This is a genomic window from Streptomyces sp. NPDC086519, assembly GCF_040686075.1.
Taxonomy (GTDB): Bacteria; Actinomycetota; Actinomycetes; order Streptomycetales; family Streptomycetaceae; genus Streptomyces; species Streptomyces shenzhenensis.
In genome coordinates this window covers 1-20,236 of the sequence record NZ_JBFBJL010000087.1, presented here as the reverse complement: position 1 = coordinate 20,236, position 20,236 = coordinate 1, and the positions used below count along the sequence as shown (strand labels likewise).

Below are 20,236 nucleotides of genomic sequence, written 5' to 3'. Positions count from 1 at the left end.
CCGCCGCCGCTCCACGGTCCCCCCTCGGTTCCCCCACCCCTAGGGTGTATCCACCCGCCCCCGGCTATTCACCCGACCGAGCAGGCGCTCGGAGTGAACCGGGGGAGCGGAGGGGGGCGCGTTCACCGCCCGCTCTGTCCCGCTGATCATTTCGCGCCTACGGTCGAAGACAGCCGGAGACAAGGGCACCGGTGTACGGGCGGGGAGGTTCGATCATGGCGGGACGGGGCCCGCGGACCGCGAGCGGTCGCCGGACGGCGGACGGTACGCGGGACGCGGAGAAGGAGACGGCGCCGGGGCTCGACGAGCGGCTGGTCCGGGTCCGCGACCTCGCCGGTCGCCCGCGCGGCACCGGCTTCCTGGCCGATCATCACGGGACGCTCGTCACCAGCCACGAGGCCGTCGACGGCCTCGCCCGGATCGTGCTGCACGCGGCCGGGGACCGCACCTGCGTGGTCGGCCCGGACGCCGTCGTCCCGCTGCCCGCCTTCGACCTGGCCCTGGTCCGCACCGAGGGCCTCGCCGTGGACCCGCTTCCGATCACCGTCCGGGAGCGCATCCCGGCCGGCACCTACGTACGCATCGCCGCCGACCGCTGGCGCGAGGCCAGGGTCCTGGCCGCGACCGGAGTGACGTACAGCGCCACCGACCGCCTCCACTTCCTAGAAGACGCCCTGGAGTTGGCGATCGGCACGGCGGGCCGGGACGCGCTGCGCCCGGGCGGTGGCGCGGCCGGCGGGCCGGTCCTGGACGCGGAGACCGGCGCGGTCCTGGCAGTCCTCGGCACCGCCCTCCACTCCGGCCGGCGGGACGCGGGCTTCGCCGTCCCCCTCCACCACCCCGACAGCGGCCCGCTGGCCGACCTCCTGGCCACCAACGCGGCCACGGTCCCGGCCTACGGCATCGACCTCAACCTGGCAGGCGTACTGGAACTGACGGCCACGTCCGTAGCCCAGGACGGCCCCCCGGGCGTCCCGGCCGGATACGTCAGCTCCACGACCCCGCGCATGACATCGCCCCGCACCGGAGCACCCCGCACCGCATCGCCTCGCACTGGAGCGCCCCAAAGGGGCGCGGGGAACTGCGCGACCAGCCCCCACCCACCCGCAGCCGCCCCACCACCTTCCACGGCACTCACAGGCGACTGCACCGACCCCGCACAACCAGTCGAACGCGCGACCATCTCAAAGCAGCTGTCGGCCTTCACCGAAGGCACCGGCACCGGCACCGGCACCGGAAAGGCCACCGGCACCGTCCTGGCCCTCGTCGGCGCCCCCGGAACGGGCCGCACCACCGAACTCGCCGCACTCGCCGCCCGCCGCCATCGCGAAGCGAACCCCGCCCCCACCCTCTGGCTCCGCGGCGCCGACCTCAAGGACGCCGACGACTCCATCGCCGACGCCGCCCGCCGCTCCCTGGAACGCGCGGTCCGGCTCGTCGCCGCCTCCCGCTCCCAACTCCCGGGAGACCTGGGTGAGGTGACCGTGGAACGGCTGGCCCGCCTCGCCGCCCGGGCCGGCCGCCCGCTCCTCCTGCTGCTGGACGGCCCCGAGGAGATGCCCCTGGCCCTCGCCCACCGGCTCGCCGGCTGGACCAAGAGCACCGCGGACTGGCTGCGCGACACCGGCGCCCGCCTGCTCCTGGCCTGCCGCGAGGAGTACTGGGAGCGCGCCGGCGCCGAATTCCCGCCCGACCTCCTGCACGGACCCGGCCCCGGGACCACGTGCGGATCCGCCACGGCCGGCGACCCCCCGTGCGTCCGGCTGACCGACCTCACCCCCGACGAGGCCCGCCGCGCCCGCTCCCGCTACGGCATCCCCGACGGCGTCCTCATCGACCGCGACGCCCGCCACCCCCTCGCCCTGCGCCTGCTCTCCGAGGTCCGCGCCGCCCTCCCGGACGCCCCGGCCTGCGACGACCCGATCGACCGGCACGACGTCTTCGCCGCCTACCTCGACCTGATGTGCCTGCGCATCGCGGTCCGGCTGGCCGCCGAGAACGGCCTGCGCGGTACGGCCGTACGGCGCCTCGCAGCCCGGGTCTCCGGGCAGGTGCATGAAGCCGCCCGGCGCAGCCTCGGCCCCGGGCAGGGGGAGCTGGACCGGGAGTCGTTCGAAGCGGTGTTCCCCTGGGGGCCCGTCCCCGCCCACCTCGGCGGCGGCTCCGGCTGGGCCTCCGCCGTGCTCACCGAGGGCCTGCTGGTGCCCGCAGGCGGCGGCTACCGCTTCGCCCACGAGGAGTTCGCCGACTGGATCCAGGGCCTGCACCTGGACCTGGACGAGGCCCTGGACGTGCTGGTCCACCGCCCCCGCACCCCGCTGGGCACCTGCCCCCCGCCCGTCCCGCACCACAGGGTCGGCCCGGTCGTCCAGGCCCTGCTGCTGCTCGACCGCGAGTACGGGCCGACCCGACTCGCGCCACGGCTGGACGAGTTGGTGCACGCCCTCGACCTGGACCCCGCCTCCTGGTGGGCGGCGCGTCTGCTCGCCCAGACCCTGCTGCGGCTGCCCGACGCGGCCCCGTACACCGGGGTGCTGCGCCTGCTCGCCGACCAGCTGGTGGGCCAACAGCGCACCGCGCCCGCCGAGTTCGGGCCCGGCTTCTGGACGGCGCTCGCCCTCCCGGCCGCCGACCTCTTCGATCTGCTGCGCAGACTGGTGCTCGCCGACGAGCCGCTGCCCGATACCGCGGGCATCGGCCGCTTCGGAGCCCGGCCGACGCGCCCGCCGGCACGGCCACCGGCCCGGCCGGTGACGGAGAAGCCCGAGAGCGCCGCCCCGCGCCACCTGGACGCCGTGGCCAGGCTGCTGGCCGCCGACCCCGCCACCGTACAGCCGTACCTCACCCGCTGGTTCGACGACGAGCGGCCGTTGCCCGCGATGCCGCACGCCACCGTGGCGACGGCCGCCCAGGCGCTGCTGCACACCCACCGGCACCGGGCCCCGGACGATCTGACCGAAGTGCTGGTGGACGCGGCACACCGGCGCGGCGACGAACTGCTCGCCGTACTCGCCGAGGACGAGCCGTCGGCGGTGTGCCGGGCCGTGGACCGCTGGGCGCACGACGAGCGACCGGCCCGCCGGGTGGCCGCCGTGGCCCACGGGCTGCGCACCGCCCCGCACGTCCGCAGCGACCCCGACCGCGAACTGCTCCGCTACGCCGCGCTCGCCCTGCTCGCCCGTCCCGCCGACTGCGCTCTGCACGGCGGTGCCCTCGCCCTGCTGGTCCGCGACCCGGGAACCCGCGCCCGCCATCTCCCGCAGGCACTGGCGCACTTCGCGGCCGGCGACCACCAGCTCCCGCCCGCCGCCCTGCTCCCGGCCCTGGCCACCCACCCCGACGAGGTCCTGGAGGCCTTCCGTGCCCGGCTGCGCGGACCGGACGCCGGACAGGTGCTGCGCACCCTCGCCCATGTCACCACACCGGCCCTCGCCCGGCCGATCACCGAGCTGGTCCTGGAGGCCGCCGAGCTGCGGCCGGAGCTCGCCGGGCAGGTGGCTGCCTTCGTCGAGCGCCGCCTCGACCAGGGCGCCGAGGCCCGTGCCGTCCTCCTGCCGCTGGTCACCGAGCTGCTCGACGACGGCCCCGAGCCGGTCCGGGCGGCCCTCGCGACCGTTCTCGGCGCGGCCGGCACCCCCGCCTCGCGACCGCTGCGCCAGGAACTCCTGGAGTTCCTGCTGCACCGCGAACGCGACCCGGCCGTCCTGGACGCGCTGCTGCACGCGGCCGCCGCACAGCGCGAGGACGACGGCGACGGCGTGCGCGAGCTGGTCAGGCGCACCGGACTGCTCCTCGTCCGCACCCCGGACGGGGCGACCCGGTTCGACCGGGGGCTGGTCGACCTCGGCCGGCACGTGCCCGGCTTCGCGGCCCTGATGGCCCGCTGGCTCACCGACACCCCGCAGGAATGGGACGCGGTGGTCGGCCCGAGCACCCGCCGGATGCTCGGGAACCTGGCGGGCGTGCGGGTCCCCGCGTGATCGCGGACACGTGCGCCCGGTCACAGCGACCGTGCCGGTGTGAGCCGCGTGCGCCAAACATGGCACCCTTAGACCTGCGTAAGAGGGACAACGGACACACGTTCGAGGAGCGGACACAGTGCAGCGCTGGCGTGGCTTGGAGGACATTCCCGAGGACTGGGGGCGCAGTGTCGTCACCATCGGTTCCTATGACGGGGTGCACCGCGGTCACCAGCTGATCATCCGGCATGCCGTGGACCGCGCCCGTGAGCTGGGCATTCCGGCGGTCGTCGTCACCTTCGACCCGCACCCCAGCGAGGTCGTCCGCCCCGGCAGCCACCCGCCGCTGCTCGCCCCGCACCACACCCGCGCCGAGCTGATGGCGGAGCTGGGCGTGGACGCGGTGCTGATCCTCCCCTTCACCACCGAGTTCTCGAGGCTGTCGGCCGCCGACTTCGTGGTGAAGGTCCTGGTCGACAAGTTGCACGCCAAGGCCGTCGTGGAGGGCCCCAACTTCCGCTTCGGCCACAAGGCCGCGGGCAGCGTCGAGTTCCTCATCGAGCAGGGCAAGGTGTACGACTTCGAGGTGGAGGTCGTCGATCTGTTCGTGCGCGGGGAGGCGGGCGGCGGCGAGCCGTTCTCCTCGACCCTGACCCGGCGCCTGGTCGCCGAGGGCGACATGGCGGGCGCACGCGAGATCCTGGGCCACCCGCACCGGGTGGAGGGCGTGGTCGTGCGCGGCGCCCAGCGCGGCCGCGAGCTGGGCTTCCCCACCGCCAACGTGGAGACCCTCCCGCACACCGCCATCCCCGCCGACGGCGTCTACGCCGGCTACCTGCACGCCCAGGGCGAAGTGATGCCGGCCGCGATCTCCGTCGGCACCAACCCGCAGTTCGACGGCACCGAGCGCACGGTGGAGGCGTACGCCATCGACCGCGTGGGCCTCGACCTGTACGGCCTGCACGTCGCCGTCGACTTCCTGGCCTATGTCCGCGGCCAGGCCAAGTTCGACTCGCTCGACGCGCTGCTGGAGCAGATGGCCGAGGACGTCAAGCGCTGCCGGGAGCTGGTGGCGGCCGAGGCCGCCTGAGCAGAGGATTCGTCCAGACGACGAAGGGCGGCCGGTGCGGTGAGGCACCGGCCGCCCTTCGTCGTTGCGGCTACTGCTGGGGCGGCTGTCCCTGCGGGGGCTGGGGCGGCTGCTGCGGGTAGCCGTATCCCGGCTGCGGCTGCGGCTGGGCCTGCGGCTGCGGGGGATACGGCTGTTGTCCCGGCTGCGGCGGGTGGGGCTGGGTGCCGGGCTGCGGCTGGCCGTACAGCTCTTGCTGCGGCGGCTGTCCCTGCGGGGGCTGCGGGGGCTGCGTCTGCTGCGGCGGATACGGCTGCTGCGGCGGGTACGGCTGTCCGGGCACGTACGGCTGCGGCTGACCAGGCGCGTAGTACTGCTGGCCCGGCAGGGGCTGGCCGGGCATCGGCGGGGCGGCGACCGGCGGCGGGTTGCCGTCGCTGGTCCACAGGCCGTGCATCTGCTGGTGCCGGACGAAGTCCTCGGCGACCATCGCCGCGAGGTTGAAGTACGCCTCCCGCACCTTCGGCCGCATCATGTCGAGGTCGACCTCGGCACCGGCGGACAGGTGCTCGTCGAAGGGGACGACCACGACCCCCCGGCAGCGCGTCTCGAAGTGCGCCACGATGTCCTCGACCTTGATCATCTTGCCGGTCTCGCGGACCCCGGAGATCACGGTGATGGACCGCGACACCAGGTCGGCGTATCCGTGCGCGGACAGCCAGTCCAGCGTCGTGCTCGCGCTGCTCGCCCCGTCCACCGACGGCGTCGAGATGATGATCAGCTGGTCGGCCAGGTCGAGCACTCCGCGCATCGCGCTGTACAGCAGACCGGTGCCGGAGTCGGTGAGGATGATCGGGTACTGCCTGCCCAGCACGTCGATCGCGCGCCGGTAGTCCTCGTCGTTGAAGGTGGTCGAGACGGCCGGGTCGACGTCGTTGGCGATGATCTCCAGGCCGGACGGGGCCTGGGAGGTGAACCGCCGGATGTCCATGTAGGAGTTGAGGTACGGGATCGCCTGGACCAGGTCGCGGATGGTGGCCCCGGTCTCGCGGCGCACGCGGCGGCCGAGGGTGCCGGCGTCCGGGTTGGCGTCGATGGCGAGGATCTTGTCCTGCCGCTCGGTGGCGAGCGTGGAGCCGAGCGCGGTGGTCGTGGTGGTCTTGCCGACACCGCCCTTGAGGCTGATCACCGCTATCCGGTAGCAGGACAGCACGGGCGTGCGGATCAGCTCCAGCTTCCGCTGCCGCTCGGCCTCCTCCTTCTTCCCACCGATCTTGAACCGCGAGGACCCGGCGGCGGGCCGGCCGCTCTTCGCCTTCTGCTTCTTGTTGTTGAGCAGCCGGTCGGAGGACAGCTCCACGGCGGCGGTGTAACCGAGCGGCGCCGCACCGGGGTTGGTCATCTGCCGCTGGTCGTGCTGGATGGGCTGCGGCCAGGCGGCGCCCGCCCGGGGATCGACAGGCGGCTGCGGGTACGGCTGCGGCTGCGCGGCCTGCTCGGGTGCCTGCGGTGCCTGTGCGGCGCGGGGGTCCTGAGGGGCGGCGGCCTGCTGCGGCTGGGGCTGCGGCGGCTGTCCGGGCTGGGGGAAGCCGTACCCGCCGGGCTGGGCCGGAGGCGTCGTGGGCTGCGGGAAGCCGTAGCCGCCCGGTGCCTGCGGCGGCGGGACGGGGGCGCCCGGCGGCGGGAAGCCGTAACCGCCCTGTGCGTCCGGGACGGGGGGCTGTGCGGGCGCGGGCTGGTGCCAGGCGGCGGGCGCGGGATGCGGGGCCTGCGGCTGGAACGGCCGCGGATCCGGCACGGCGGTGGGCTGGGGCCGGCCGGGCACCGGCTCCGGTGCGGCCGGCTGGACCGGCCACTGGGCGGCGGGCACGGGGGCCGCGGGCTGGTAGGACGGCGGCAGCGGCGGGACCACCGCCGGAGGCGTCGGCGGGGGCGCCCAGGCGGTGGGCACGGCGTCCTCGGGAGCCGGGGGCGCCTCCTGCGGCGGGGCCGGCGCCGCGGTGACGACGGGGGGCTCGACGGGGTCCACGACGGCTACGGCCGCGTCGGCCTGGTCGTCCTCGGCGCGACCCTCGTCGGCCTCGGGGCGAGCCTCGTAGTCGTTCTCGTCAGGAGTGCCCTCGTCGTCCCGGGTGTCGACGACGACCGCATCCTCGGACTGGGACTGGGGCTGGGACCGGGGCTCGGCTTCGTCCGCGGTGTCCGCCGGGACGGCTTCCTGGACGGGCTCGTCCCTCTCGGCCGTACCGTCGGCCTCGGCCTCGGCCTCGACTTCGGCCTCCGCCTCGGCGGCCTCGACCTCGACCTCGACCTCGTCGGGCGCGTCCGCGTCCGCGTCGCCCCTGTCGGCCGACGGCTCGGACTTTTCGGCGGCGTCCTCCTCGACTCCCTCGGCCCCCGCCTCGGAGCGCACCGGAAGCGCGCCGACCTCGGCCTCTCCTTCGGCTTCCCCCTCTTCGGCGGCGGTCCGCTCGGCGGCCTCGGTGGCCTCGGCCACCTCGCGCTTCACCGCGACGGGGGAGAACCGCATCGTCGCACCGCTCTCCAGGTCACCGCTGTCCTGCTCGGGCTCCGGCGCCGACTCCTCGGCAGGGGCAGGCTGCGGCTCGAAACCGGCCGGCAGTTTCGGCACGGCGGCCGGACCGTCGGCGGGCGGCGCGGCCGGGGTGAACGGCGCCGTGGGCGCAGGGGTGAAGGGGGCCCCCGGGGTTGACGCGGGTGCCGGAGTGAACGGCGCACCCGGCGTCGCGGTGGGCGGTGGCGTGAACGGTGCCCCAGGAGTTGACGCGGGCGGGGGAGTGAAGGGTGCCCCAGGAGTTGACGCGGGCGGGGGAGTGAAGGGAGCCCCCGGAGTCGAAGCGGGCGGCGGGGGAGTGAAGGGAGCCCCCGGAGCTGACGTGGGCGGTGGCGTGAACGGCGCGCCCGGAGCGGACGTCGGCGGAGCCGGGGGCGGCGGAGTGAAGGGCAGCCCGGGGCCCGGCTTCCCACCCCCCTGCTGGGCGTGCGGAGGAGGAGTCAGCCCGGGGATCGGCACCCCTGGCGGGAACGGCGAACGAGGCGGCGCGGCAGGCCCCGTACCGGCCCCCGCGGCACCTGTCCCCGGACGGCTCTCCGCACCGGCCTTGCCCGCCGATCCCGAGTCTCCCGAGCCGGAGCCGCCCGGACCGACCGGACCACCGGTCGGCGGAGCGGAACCGTCGGCCGCGTTCTGCGTGTACCACGCGGGCGGCGCGTAGTCGATCGTGAACTCGCCCGTCATCTCGTTGAGTGACTCCGCGTCGGGCTGGTCATCGCCGGGTGTGGCCCAGCCCCCGCGGATCCCGTCCCGATCGCTGCTCACAGTTCCTCCTGATGTGGTCGAGCACCCTCATGCCGTGCCGGCGCGACGACCATGTCGTGTCGTTCTCAGCATCCGTATTCGTGCGAGGTAGTCCGATCCACCGGCTCTCCCCCCTCGGGACTCCGACGCCGTGTTCACGGTCCTGACGTCGCGCCCCCCTCCCAGCCTAATCACCATGAGCCGCACCTCGGCAGGCCCGTCCGCCTCTCGTGACAGGTCCACCTGGTCACACCCTGCCCGGAAGTGGCGTGCGAGGCCTTCGTATTGCCGAACAGGCGATGAACAAAAGGGGCAAGAGCCGCCAGTTCGGGTACCAGTTGGCGTCCGTCGTCCTGCCCGCCACCGCCACGAGTCCCCTGGGACAACGGGAGTTGTGGACAGGTGACGATCGGCGGGGCTCGAACATGCTTGAACAGGTCGGTACGCGTGAGTGTTTCCGGGTACCGGGGGACGAATTCCAGGTGGGGAACGGGAGTTCATGCGGCGACGGCAACCTTCTCGGTGAACCACTCCGCACCGGCTGTGGCCTCACCGGCACCGCCGGACGCCGTGACGCGCAGGTCAGGCATGCGCCGATCCGGCTGCCGCACGGGGACTGGGCCGGGCGGCCCTCCTCGCGGTCACCGTCGAGGGCCTCGACCTCGCCGGCGCCGGAACAGCCGATGTGCGGCCGGACCGCGAAAAGGGCGGCACGCGTGCGTGCCGCCCCGCAGAGGTCGCCTGCTTCTACTGGGCGGCCAGGCCCCCGTTGCGCTCGTTCGGCTCCAGGTCGAACTCCCCGTCCCGGGCGCCCAGCACGAACGCCCGCCACTCCGCCTCCGTGTACCGCAGCACGGTGCCGTGGTCGAGCGAGGACCGCATGGCCACCGCGCCCTCGGGCAGGTAGGCGATCTCGACCCGCTCCTCGTCCTGCTCGGTACCGGGCGCGCAGTGCCACTCGACGCCCGAGATGTCGAGCGCGTAGAGCTCGTCCCGTTCCCGCTCCTTGCGCGCCTTCATCTCCTCAGCCGTCTCGCTCATCCCGCAGCGACCCCTTCCCGTCGTACCTAGGCTGTGACCGTCACATTACTGGGGGTCGTACCGGGCTCGTATCTTTCTTCCGTATCCCCGGGACAGAGCCCCCCATCGGCACTGGTACTCTTGACGACGGACGTTTGTGTACGCACCCCCGGAGTCCTCGCGGACCCTGGAGGCAGCGCCCAGCGGACCTCGCCGCCCGAGTTGTGCAAGCTTCCCCGCGATGAAGACCGGGGGCACTCGGTGGCCATTCACGGACTATGAGGAGTACGCGTGTCGCTCGACGCCGCCACGAAGAAGCAGATCATCACCGAGTTCGGTACCAAGGAGGGTGACACCGGCTCCCCCGAGGTCCAGGTCGCCATGCTCTCGCGCCGGATCTCCGACCTGACGGAGCACCTCAAGGTCCACAAGCACGACCACCACTCCCGTCGTGGTCTGCTGATCCTGGTCGGTCAGCGCCGTCGCCTCCTGCAGTACCTGGCGAAGAAGGACATCCAGCGCTTCCGTGCGCTGGTCGACCGCCTGGGCATCCGCCGCGGTGCGGCGGGCGCCAAGTAAGACGCCGTGAAGGGAGCGGTTCCCGGAAGCCCCGGGACCGCTCCCTTTGCCGTACGTGCGGAAACTCGCGGAGTGTCACTCACGCTTTGTAGTGTGGTAACACAACGCCATACGCACGACATGCACGACAGCGAAGAAGGAGAAGCGCACCCAAGCCGCCGCCGGTCCTCGGTAGTGGCCCCCGGGGGAAGTGAGCCCCGGGTGCTTCGATCGAAGACCGGCCCGCACAGCACGGCGCGCTTCTCCGTGACCGTCCCCCTGCCACACGGGCAGATCGGGACAAAGACGTAACGCAGACGAAAGTAACGGAGAAAACGCTAGTGGAGAACGAGACCCACTACGCCGAGGCCGTCATCGACAACGGCGCCTTCGGCACCCGCACCATCCGCTTCGAGACGGGCCGCCTGGCCAAGCAGGCCGCCGGCTCCGCCGTGGCATACCTGGACGACGACACCATGGTGCTGTCGGCCACCACCGCCTCCAAGAACCCCAAGGACCAGCTCGACTTCTTCCCCCTCACGGTGGACGTCGAGGAGCGGATGTACGCCGCCGGCAAGATCCCGGGTTCCTTCTTCCGCCGTGAGGGCCGGCCGAGCGAGGACGCGATCCTCACCTGCCGTCTGATCGACCGCCCGCTGCGCCCGTCCTTCAAGAAGGGCCTGCGCAACGAGATCCAGGTCGTCGCCACCATCATGGCACTCAACCCCGACCACCTGTACGACGTCGTCGCGATCAACGCCGCGTCCGCGTCCACCCAGCTGGCCGGTCTGCCCTTCTCCGGCCCGATCGGCGGCGTCCGCGTCGCGCTGATCAGCGGCCAGTGGGTCGCGTTCCCGACCCACACCGAGCTGGAGGACGCCGTCTTCGACATGGTCGTCGCCGGACGCGTCCTGGAGGACGGCGACGTCGCGATCATGATGGTCGAGGCCGAGGCCACCGAGAAGACCATCCAGCTGGTCCAGGGCGGTGCCGAGGCCCCGACCGAGGACGTCGTGGCCGCCGGCCTGGAGGCCGCGAAGCCCTTCATCAAGGTCCTGTGCAAGGCGCAGGCCGACCTCGCCGCCAAGGCCGCCAAGCCGACCGGCGAGTTCCCGATCTTCCTCGACTACCAGGACGACATCCTGGAGGCGCTGTCCGCCGCCGTCCGTCCGGAGCTCGCCTCCGCGCTGACCATCGCGGGCAAGCAGGAGCGCGAGGCCGAGCTGGACCGCGTCAAGGGCCTGGCCGCCGAGAAGCTGCTCCCCGAGTTCGAGGGCCGCGAGAAGGAGATCTCCGCCGCGTACCGCTCGCTCACCAAGCAGCTGGTCCGCGAGCGCGTGATCAAGGAGAAGAAGCGCATCGACGGCCGCGGTGTCACGGACATCCGTACGCTCGCCGCCGAGGTCGAGGCCATTCCGCGCGTGCACGGCTCGGCGCTGTTCGAGCGTGGCGAGACCCAGATCCTGGGCGTCACCACCCTGAACATGCTCCGGATGGAGCAGCAGCTGGACACCCTCTCCCCGGTGACCCGCAAGCGCTACATGCACAACTACAACTTCCCGCCGTACTCCACCGGCGAGACCGGCCGCGTCGGCTCCCCCAAGCGTCGCGAGATCGGCCACGGCGCCCTCGCCGAGCGCGCCCTGGTCCCGGTCCTGCCGGCCCGCGAGGACTTCCCCTACGCGATCCGCCAGGTGTCCGAGGCCCTCGGCTCCAACGGCTCGACGTCCATGGGTTCGGTGTGCGCCAGCACCATGTCGCTCCTGAACGCCGGTGTGCCGCTGAAGGCCCCGGTCGCCGGTATCGCCATGGGCCTGATCTCCCAGGAGATCGACGGCGAGACGCACTACGTCACCCTCACCGACATCCTCGGTGCGGAGGACGCCTTCGGTGACATGGACTTCAAGGTCGCCGGCACCAAGGAGTTCGTCACCGCCCTCCAACTCGACACCAAGCTGGACGGCATCCCGGCCTCCGTCCTGGCCGCCGCCCTCAAGCAGGCCCGGGACGCCCGCCTCCACATCCTCGACGTGATGATGGAAGCGATCGACAAGCCGGACGAGATGTCCCCCAACGCGCCGCGGATCATCACCGTGAAGATCCCGGTCGACAAGATCGGCGAGGTCATCGGCCCCAAGGGCAAGATGATCAACCAGATCCAGGAGGACACCGGCGCCGAGATCACCATCGAGGACGACGGCACCATCTACATCGGTGCCGCCGACGGCCCGTCCGCCGAGGCCGCCCGCGCCACCATCAACGGCATCGCCAACCCGACGATGCCCGAGGTCGGCGAGCGCTACCTCGGTACGGTCGTGAAGACGACGACGTTCGGCGCCTTCGTCTCCCTCCTGCCCGGCAAGGACGGTCTGCTGCACATCTCGCAGATCCGCAAGCTGGCCGGCGGCAAGCGCGTGGAGAACGTCGAGGACGTCCTCGGGGTGGGCCAGAAGGTCCAGGTCGAGATCGCCGAGATCGACTCCCGCGGCAAGCTCTCCCTCATCCCCGTGATCGAGGGCGAGGACTCCGCCGACGCCGCCGACTCCGCCGACAAGAAGGACGACGGCGACCAGTGACGTCCCGTGGCTCCCAGGCGACGGCCCGCACCTCCTCGGAGGCGCGGGCCGTCGCCCGTACCCAAACCCTGATCAAGGGCGAGAACGGCATCGGCACGGTCCGCAAGACCACCCTCCCCGGCGGCCTGCGCATCGTCACCGAGACCCTGCCCTCGGTCCGCTCCGCGACCTTCGGCATCTGGGCCCATGTCGGCTCCCGCGACGAGACCCCCGCCCTGAACGGCGCCACCCACTACCTGGAGCACCTGCTCTTCAAGGGCACCACGCGCCGCTCCGCCCTGGACATCTCCTCCGCCATCGACGCGGTCGGCGGCGAGATGAACGCGTTCACGGCCAAGGAGTACACGTGCTACTACGCGCGCGTGCTCGACACCGACCTGCCGCTCGCCATGGACGTCGTCTGTGACATGCTCACGGGCTCCCTGATCCTCGAGGACGACGTCAACGTCGAGCGCGGCGCGATCCTCGAAGAGATCGCGATGACCGAGGACGACCCGGGCGACTGCGTGCACGACCTGTTCGCGCACACCATGTTCGGCGACAACGCCCTCGGCCGCCCGGTCCTCGGCACGGTCGACACCGTCAACGCCCTCGGCGCCGACCGCATCCGCCGCTTCTACAAGAAGCACTACGACCCCACCCACCTGGTGGTCGCGGCCGCAGGCAACATCGACCACAACAAGGTCGTACGACAGGTCCGCGCGGCCTTCGAGAAGGCCGGCGCGCTCAAGAACCCCGACGCCCAGCCCATCGCCCCGCGCGACGGCCGCCGCACCATCCGCACCGCGGGCCGCGTCGAACTGCTCGGCCGCAAGACCGAACAGGCACACGTCGTCCTCGGCATGCCGGGCCTCGCCCGCACCGACGACCGCCGCTGGGCGCTCGGCGTGCTCAACACCGCCCTCGGGGGCGGCATGTCCTCCCGGCTCTTCCAGGAGGTCCGCGAGAAGCGCGGCCTGGCCTACAGCGTGTACTCCTACACCTCGGGCTTCGCCGACTGCGGCCTCTTCGGCGTCTACGCCGGCTGCCGGCCCTCGCAGGTGCACGACGTGCTCAAGATCTGCCGGGACGAACTCGACCAGGTCGCCGAGTACGGGCTGCCCGACGACGAGATCGGCCGCGCCATCGGCCAGCTCCAGGGCTCCACGGTCCTCGGCCTGGAGGACACCGGTGCGCTGATGAACCGTATCGGCAAGAGCGAACTGTGCTGGGGCGAGCAGATGTCCGTCGACGACATGCTGGCCCGGATAGCCGCCGTGACCCCGGACGAGGTCCGCTCGGTCGCCCGCGACATCCTGGGACAGCGCCCGTCGCTGTCGGTCATCGGCCCCCTCAAGGACAAGCAGGCCGCACGCCTGCACGACGCCGTCGCCTGACACACCACCGGTAAGGAACGAAGAAGAAGATGAGCAAGCTGCGCGTGGCAGTCCTCGGCGCCAAGGGCCGTATCGGGTCCGCGGCGGTGGCGGCGGTCGAGGCCGCCGAGGACCTGGAGCTGGTCGCCGCCCTCGGCCGGGGCGACAAGCTGGAGGTGCTGGAGGCGTCAGGCGCCCAGGTCGCCGTCGAGCTCACCACCCCCGCCTCGGTGATGGGCAACCTCGACTTCTGCGTGCGCCACGGCATCCACGCCGTCGTCGGCACCACGGGCTGGACCGACGAGCGCCTCGCGCAGCTCAAGGGCTGGCTCGCCCAGTCCCCGGAGACCGGCGTGCTCGTCGCCCCGAACTTCTCCATCGGCGCCGTGCTGACGATGAAGTTCGCCCAGATCGCGGCGCCTTACTTCGAGTCGGTGGAGATCGTCGAACTCCACCACCCGAACAAGGTGGACGCGCCGAGCGGCACAGCCACGCGCACGGCCCAGCTCATCGCCGAGGCCCGCCGCGCGGCCGGCACCGCTCCGGCCCCGGACGCCACGGTGACGGCCCTGGACGGCGCGCGGGGCGCCAGCGTCGACGGAGTCCCCGTGCACGCCGTCCGCCTCCGCGGCCTCCTCGCCCACCAGGAGGTCCTGCTGGGCGGCGAGGGCGAGACCCTCACCATCCGGCACGACTCCCTCCACCACAGCAGCTTCATGCCGGGCATCCTGCTCGGCGCCCGCCGGGTGGTGACCACTCCGGGCCTGACCTTCGGCCTGGAGAACTTCCTGGACCTGAGCTGAGCCGGAACGACGACATGCGCGCGAAGATCTCCTACGCCGTCACGGCCGCCGTCCTGGTGTTCTACTTCATCCTGGTCGGCAGCCGGGGGGTGATGCTCATCCAGACCGGCACGGTCCTCACCGTCACCTTCGGGGTGGCGGTGCTGATCCTGCCGGTCATCGGCCTGTGGTTCCTGTGGAAGAACACCCAGTTCGTCCGCCGGGCCAACGCCCTCGCCGCCGAACTCGACGCAGAGGGCGGCCTGCCCGTGGACGAGCTGAAACGTACGCCCGGCGGCCGGATCGACCGGGACTCGGCCGACGAGGTCTTCGCCAAGCGCAAGGCCGAGACCGAGGCCGCCCCCGACGACTGGCGCAGCTGGTTCCGCCTCGCCGTCGCCTACCACGACGCCCGCGACACCCCGCGCGCCCGCAAGGCGATGCAGCGCGCCATCGCCCTGCACGACGGCAGAACGACTTCTTCCGCCTGAACCGGCGCCGCCCTCACGGACGGAACCTCAATGGTTTCGCCGGTACTCCGCCGCCCACGCCTCCACCGCGTCCGCCGCACGGTCGAAGGCCGACGCCCGGCCCACGAAGTCCATGCCGTGCGTGGTCAGCAGCGGCTCGGCGTCCGTGGGAGAGCGGTCCTTGCGTACGAGGGTCAGCGCCTGCCCCTGCACGGTCCGCGGCAGGCCCAGCCAGCGCACCGGCTGCTGTGCCGTACGCACCGAGACGACCCGCCTCCAGGGCACCGTCCGCGTGTACAGCAGACCGACCTGGCGCACGCCGTGCGCGCTCACCCACACGCCCATGCGCAGTATCCGCAGCGCGGCGGCGATGATCAGCAGCGCGATGCCGAGGACCGCCCCGGCGGAGGACAGCGAGCCGGTCAGGGCCAGCGCGACCGCCGCGAACAGCACGAACGAGGAGAGCAGCAGCCACAGGGCGGCCCCGCCGACCCGCCACGGGCCCGGCCGGTAGGGGCGCCGCCAGCGGTTCCGGTCGTCGCACGGCAGGGCGGTGTCGAGTGCCGCGTCATAGGTGCGGTCGGCCGTCAGGAAGGGCAGGGGCACGGCTGGTCCTCACTCAATCGATGCGGGGGCTGTGCCGGTGAGGCTATCCGCCCGTGTCCCCGCCCACCACTCGCGGGGGTCCGGAAGGGTTCAGTGCCCCTGGGAGGCCTGTGACCGCTGGATCTGCGTGTCCGACGGCGTGGACAGCGCCGGCATGCCGAGCACCAGAGAGCCCACGAGCCCGGCCACGATGGTGAGCCCGAGCAGCCACCGCCCGGCCATCTGACTCACGGACGACCGCTGGCGGGGCGGCGGAGTGACATTGCTGCGGAAGCTGTCGGCCTCGGCGAGGAAAGCGAACGGAACCGGTTCGCGCCGACCGGACATGGGCGGTGCATCCCCTCTCGGGATCGAACGACTGTCTGTCGTCTACACAGACGCGGGAGCGGCCCGAAAGGTGCCCGGTTTCACCGAATTCACAGAAATTCGCGGCCGTATGTCGCGCCCCGGTACCGAACGCCCCGTTGTCGGTGCCGGGCCGTAGAGTGGGCGCCGCCCGAGAGAAGTGATGGAAGGACCCTCCGAGCCGTGACCGACACCCCCGCCGACGACCTCAAACCCAGTTTCCGGAGCGACGTCACCGTCGAGCTGGTCAAGCACAGCGCGACCGACTCCGACGTGCTGTGGGCCGCACGCGTCTCCACCGCCGGCGAGCAGTCCCTGGACGAGCTGAAGAAGGACCCCGAGCGCTCCAAGGGCCTCATCAACTACCTGATGCGCGACCGGCACGGCAGCCCCTTCGAGCACAACTCGATGACCTTCTTCATCAGCGCCCCGATCTTCGTCTTCCGCGAGTTCATGCGGCACCGGGTGGGGTGGTCCTACAACGAGGAGTCGGGCCGCTACCGCGAGCTCCAGCCGGTCTTCTACGTCCCCGGAGAGTCCCGCAAGCTCGTCCAGGAGGGCCGCCCCGGCAAGTACGTCTTCGTCGAGGGCACCCAGGCCCAGCAGGAACTGGTCGGCAACGTCATGGAGGACTCCTACCGGCAGGCGTACGAGGCCTACCAGGAGATGCTCGCCGCCGGCGTCGCCCGCGAGGTCGCCCGGGCGGTGCTGCCCGTGGGGCTCTTCTCCTCGATGTACGCCACCTGCAACGCCCGGTCGCTGATGCACTTCCTCGGGCTGCGCACCCAGCACGAGCTGGCCAAGGTGCCGTCCTTCCCGCAGCGGGAGATCGAGATGGTCGGCGAGAAGATGGAGGCGGAGTGGGCCAAGCTCATGCCGCTCACCCACGCGGCCTTCAACGCCAACGGCCGGGTGGCGCCGTAGCACCGCCTCCGGGCCACGCTCCGGCACTCCGGCACTCTGGCACGGCCATCTTGACGTGCTCGGCACGGATGTGCGGATCAGCCTCGCGAAGTGTCCGTATTGCGGCATTTAGAGAAGTTCATCTAGCCTGATCAAACGGACCCGGCACTGCTTGAACCCCCGAGCAGGCAGTGCCGGGCTCCGCATTTGTCATGACTTTCCCCGTACCCCGAGGGCAGACCGCACAGTGGGCAGCGAGTAGCGTGTAACCCATGGCTCCGACCTCCACTCCGCAGACCCCCTTCGGGCGGGTTCTCACCGCCATGGTCACGCCCTTCACGGCGGACGGCGCACTCGACCTCGACGGCGCACAGCGGCTCGCCACCCACCTGGTGGACGCAGGCAACGACGGCCTGATCGTCAACGGCACCACCGGCGAGTCCCCGACCACCAGCGACGCGGAGAAATCGGACCTGGTACGAGCCGTACTGGAGGCGGTCGGCGACCGCGCCCACGTCGTGGCCGGGGTCGGCACCAACGACACCCACCACAGCATCGAGCTGGCCCGCCAGGCCGAGCGCGACGGCGCCCACGGCCTGCTGATCGTCACGCCGTACTACAACAAGCCCCCGCAGGAGGGGCTGTACCGGCACTTCACGGCCGTCGCCGACGCCACCGGGCTGCCCGTCATGCTCTACGACATCCCCGGCCGCAGCGGCGTCCCGATCAGCACCGAGACGTTCGTCCGCCTCGCCGAGCACCCGAGGATCGTCGCCAACAAGGACGCCAAGGGCGACCTCGGCCGCGCAAGCTGGGCCATCGCGCAGTCCGGGCTCGCCTGGTACTCCGGCGACGACATGCTGAACCTGCCGCTGCTCTCCGTGGGGGCGGTCGGCTTCGTCTCGGTCGTCGGCCACCTGGTCACCCCCGACCTGCGGGCCCTCGTCGACGCGTACACCTCCGGTGACGTCGTCAAGGCCACCGAGATCCACCAGAAGCTGCTCCCCGTCTACACCGGCATGTTCCGCACCCAGGGCGTCATGACCACCAAGGCCGCGCTCGCCCTCCAGGGACTGCCCGCAGGACCCCTGCGCGCACCGATGGTCGAGTGCTCCGCCGAAGAGATCGGCCAGCTCAAGATCGATCTTGCCGCCGGCGGGGTACAACTCTGACAACAGACTTCGCGCGGTCGTCCGCGCAGCAACGCTTCACAACTGAACAAGCGGGACCACCGGTGCCCGCACCCCACTGAAGACAACGACAACTGCTTATGCACGAACGTCACGCACGCCACGTGCCGGACCGGTACGTGGCGTGCGTGGTGAGGAGAGTCTTTTGAGTCATCCGCATCCTGAACTCGGCCCGCCGCCCCAGCTCCCCGAAGGCGCCCTCCGCGTCACGCCGCTCGGCGGCCTCGGCGAGATCGGCCGAAACATGACCGTCTTCGAGTACGGGGGCCGCCTGCTGATCGTCGACTGCGGAGTGCTCTTCCCCGAGGAGGAGCAGCCCGGAATCGACCTGATCCTGCCGGACTTCTCGTCCATCCGGGACCGCCTCGACGACATCGAGGGCATCGTCCTCACCCATGGCCACGAGGACCACATCGGCGGCGTCCCCTTCCTGCTCCGCGAGAAGCCGGACATCCCGCTGGTCGGCTCCAAGCTGACCCTCGCGCTCATCGAGGCGAAGCTCCAGGAGCACCGCATCCGCCCCTACACGCTGGAAGTGGCCGAGGGACAGCGCGAACGCGTCGGCCCCTTCGACTGCGAGTTCATCGCCGTCAACCACTCCATCCCCGACGCGCTGGCCGTGGCCATCCGCACGCCGGCCGGCATGGTGGTCCACACCGGCGACTTCAAGATGGACCAGCTCCCGCTGGACCAGCGCCTCACGGACCTGCACGCGTTCGCACGGCTGAGCGAAGAGGGCATCGACCTCCTCCTGGCCGACTCGACGAACGCCGAGGTCCCGGGCTTCGTCCCGCCAGAGCGCGACATCTCCAACGTCCTGCGCCAGGTCTTCGCCGGCGCCCGCAAGCGGATCATCGTGGCGAGTTTCGCCAGCCACGTCCACCGCATCCAGCAGATTCTGGACGCGGCCCACGAGTACGGCCGCAGGGTCGCCTTCGTCGGCCGCTCCATGGTCCGCAACATGGGCATCGCGCGGGATCTCGGCTACCTGAAGGTCCCGCCGGGCCTGGTGGTCGACGTCAAGACGCTCGACGACCTCCCCGACCACGAGGTGGTCCTGGTCTGCACCGGCTCGCAGGGCGAACCGATGGCCGCCCTGTCCCGGATGGCCAACCGCGACCACCAGATCCGCATCGTCGACGGCGACACGGTCATCCTGGCCTCGTCCCTCATCCCCGGAAACGAGAACGCGGTCTACCGCGTCATCAACGGCCTGACCCGCTGGGGCGCCCACGTCGTCCACAAGGGCAACGCCAAGGTGCACGTTTCCGGCCACGCCTCCGCCGGCGAGCTGCTGTACTTCTACAACATCTGCCGGCCGAAGAACCTGATGCCGGTCCACGGCGAATGGCGCCACCTGCGCGCCAACGCGGAGCTCGGCGCCCTCACCGGCGTCCCGCACGACCGCATCGTCATCGCCGAGGACGGCGTCGTCGTCGACCTCGTCGCGGGCAAGGCCAAGATCTCCGGCAAGGTCCAGGCGGGTTACGTGTACGTCGACGGTCTCTCGGTCGGTGACGTCGGTGAGCCGGCCCTCAAGGACCGCAAGATCCTCGGCGACGAGGGCATCATCTCGGTCTTCGTCGTCGTCGACTCGTCCACCGGCAAGATCACGGGCGGGCCCTATGTTCAGGCCCGCGGTTCCGGCATCGACGACTCGGCGTTCGTGGACGTCATCCCGAAGATCTCCGAGGTCCTGGAACGCTCGGCCCAGGACGGGGTCGTGGAACCCCACCAGCTGCAGCAACTCATCCGGCGCACCCTCGGCAAGTGGGTCTCGGACACGTACCGGCGCAGGCCGATGATCCTCCCGGTGGTCGTGGAGGTCTGACGCGCGCGCGGAGCGGGGCGCCTCGATTTGCATCGGGGCACCCCGCTCCAGTACGTTTACGGCTCCGCCCAGCGGGGAACCCCAGTGCTTCATGGACTGGATCGGGTTGCCCCGGACCGGGTGGAAATTCCGACTCAGAACTTCTGATAAAGTCGGAGCCGCCGGAAAGGGAAACGCGAGAGCGGGAACCTGGAAAGCACCGAGGAAATCGGGTCGAGAAAAGATCTGATAGAGTCGGAAACGCAAGACCGAA

Annotated in this window: 14 protein-coding genes; 10 read left to right on the top strand and 4 right to left on the bottom strand. The window is 71.6% G+C overall.

Features of this window, described 5'->3' with window-relative positions:
* Positions 1-215: 215 nt before the first annotated feature.
* Positions 216-3,980 (top strand): trypsin-like peptidase domain-containing protein, encoded by a 3,765-nt coding sequence (locus AB0P24_RS43160; protein ID WP_365804101.1) that lies wholly within the window; start codon positions 216-218, stop codon positions 3,978-3,980.
* A 118-nt stretch (positions 3,981-4,098) separates the two neighbouring features.
* A complete protein-coding gene (locus AB0P24_RS43155; RefSeq protein WP_365804099.1) occupies positions 4,099-5,049 on the top strand; it encodes a bifunctional riboflavin kinase/FAD synthetase in 951 nt (316 codons plus the stop codon).
* Between the two features lie 70 nt (positions 5,050-5,119).
* Here the strand turns inward: AB0P24_RS43155 and AB0P24_RS43150 are convergent, their stop codons facing one another.
* Both AB0P24_RS43150 and AB0P24_RS43145 read right to left on the bottom strand, forming a co-directional pair.
* Positions 5,120-8,368 carry an SCO5717 family growth-regulating ATPase gene (locus AB0P24_RS43150; RefSeq protein ID WP_365804097.1) on the bottom strand — a complete coding sequence of 1,083 codons (3,249 nt, stop codon included), beginning with the start codon at positions 8,366-8,368 and terminating at the stop codon, positions 5,120-5,122.
* Positions 8,369-9,094: 726 nt separating this feature from the next.
* Positions 9,095-9,388, bottom strand: coding sequence for a DUF397 domain-containing protein (locus AB0P24_RS43145; protein ID WP_181804473.1), 294 nt, complete (start codon positions 9,386-9,388; stop codon positions 9,095-9,097).
* Between the two features lie 270 nt (positions 9,389-9,658).
* On the opposite strand from AB0P24_RS43145, the gene rpsO reads away from it, so the two are divergent.
* The 5 genes from rpsO to AB0P24_RS43120 all read left to right on the top strand — a co-directional run bounded on the left by rpsO (position 9,659) and on the right by AB0P24_RS43120 (position 15,129).
* Positions 9,659-9,946 (top strand): 30S ribosomal protein S15, encoded by a 288-nt coding sequence (gene rpsO / locus AB0P24_RS43140; protein WP_089098391.1) that lies wholly within the window; start codon positions 9,659-9,661, stop codon positions 9,944-9,946.
* Between the two features lie 320 nt (positions 9,947-10,266).
* Positions 10,267-12,501 (top strand): polyribonucleotide nucleotidyltransferase, encoded by a 2,235-nt coding sequence (locus AB0P24_RS43135; protein WP_365804093.1) that lies wholly within the window; start codon positions 10,267-10,269, stop codon positions 12,499-12,501.
* Positions 12,498-13,877: a pitrilysin family protein gene (locus AB0P24_RS43130; RefSeq protein ID WP_365804091.1), complete on the top strand. Its 1,380-nt coding sequence runs from the start codon at positions 12,498-12,500 to the stop codon at positions 13,875-13,877. The genes AB0P24_RS43135 and AB0P24_RS43130 overlap by 4 nt, the downstream gene beginning before the upstream one ends.
* A 29-nt stretch (positions 13,878-13,906) precedes the next feature.
* Positions 13,907-14,659, top strand: a complete 753-nt coding sequence (gene dapB / locus AB0P24_RS43125; protein WP_365804089.1) for a 4-hydroxy-tetrahydrodipicolinate reductase — start codon at positions 13,907-13,909, stop codon at positions 14,657-14,659.
* 14 nt (positions 14,660-14,673) lie between these two features.
* Complete coding sequence (locus AB0P24_RS43120) at positions 14,674-15,129, top strand: hypothetical protein (protein ID WP_365804088.1); 456 nt, start codon at positions 14,674-14,676, stop codon at positions 15,127-15,129.
* A gap of 27 nt (positions 15,130-15,156) precedes the next feature.
* Here the strand turns inward: AB0P24_RS43120 and AB0P24_RS43115 are convergent, their stop codons facing one another.
* The gene (locus tag AB0P24_RS43115; protein ID WP_365804086.1) at positions 15,157-15,714 is read right to left on the bottom strand and encodes a hypothetical protein; all 558 of its coding nucleotides are present in this window, start codon (positions 15,712-15,714) and stop codon (positions 15,157-15,159) included.
* Between the two features lie 90 nt (positions 15,715-15,804).
* Positions 15,805-16,041: a hypothetical protein gene (locus AB0P24_RS43110; protein WP_365804085.1), complete on the bottom strand. Its 237-nt coding sequence runs from the start codon at positions 16,039-16,041 to the stop codon at positions 15,805-15,807.
* A 201-nt stretch (positions 16,042-16,242) separates the two neighbouring features.
* On the opposite strand from AB0P24_RS43110, the gene thyX reads away from it, so the two are divergent.
* The 3 genes from thyX (at position 16,243) to AB0P24_RS43095 (ending at position 19,983) form a co-directional block, all read left to right on the top strand.
* Positions 16,243-16,983, top strand: a complete 741-nt coding sequence (gene thyX / locus AB0P24_RS43105; RefSeq protein ID WP_234535997.1) for an FAD-dependent thymidylate synthase — start codon at positions 16,243-16,245, stop codon at positions 16,981-16,983.
* 251 nt (positions 16,984-17,234) lie between these two features.
* The gene (dapA, locus tag AB0P24_RS43100; RefSeq protein ID WP_365804083.1) at positions 17,235-18,134 is read left to right on the top strand and encodes a 4-hydroxy-tetrahydrodipicolinate synthase; all 900 of its coding nucleotides are present in this window, start codon (positions 17,235-17,237) and stop codon (positions 18,132-18,134) included.
* A 163-nt stretch (positions 18,135-18,297) separates the two neighbouring features.
* Complete coding sequence (locus tag AB0P24_RS43095; protein ID WP_365804081.1) at positions 18,298-19,983, top strand: ribonuclease J; 1,686 nt, start codon at positions 18,298-18,300, stop codon at positions 19,981-19,983.
* Positions 19,984-20,236 lie beyond the last annotated feature (253 nt).

Excerpts from the sequence above, each read along its gene's own strand:
- dapA (WP_365804083.1), top strand. The coding sequence starts at position 17,235 with ATGGCTCCGACCTCCACTCCGCAGACCCCCTTCGGGCGGGTTCTCACC.
- dapB (WP_365804089.1), top strand. The coding sequence starts at position 13,907 with ATGAGCAAGCTGCGCGTGGCAGTCCTCGGCGCCAAGGGCCGTATCGGG.
- AB0P24_RS43110 (WP_365804085.1), bottom strand. The coding sequence starts at position 16,041 with ATGTCCGGTCGGCGCGAACCGGTTCCGTTCGCTTTCCTCGCCGAGGCC.
- AB0P24_RS43145 (WP_181804473.1), bottom strand. The coding sequence starts at position 9,388 with ATGAGCGAGACGGCTGAGGAGATGAAGGCGCGCAAGGAGCGGGAACGG.
- AB0P24_RS43160 (WP_365804101.1), top strand. The coding sequence starts at position 216 with ATGGCGGGACGGGGCCCGCGGACCGCGAGCGGTCGCCGGACGGCGGAC.
- AB0P24_RS43120 (WP_365804088.1), top strand. The coding sequence starts at position 14,674 with ATGCGCGCGAAGATCTCCTACGCCGTCACGGCCGCCGTCCTGGTGTTC.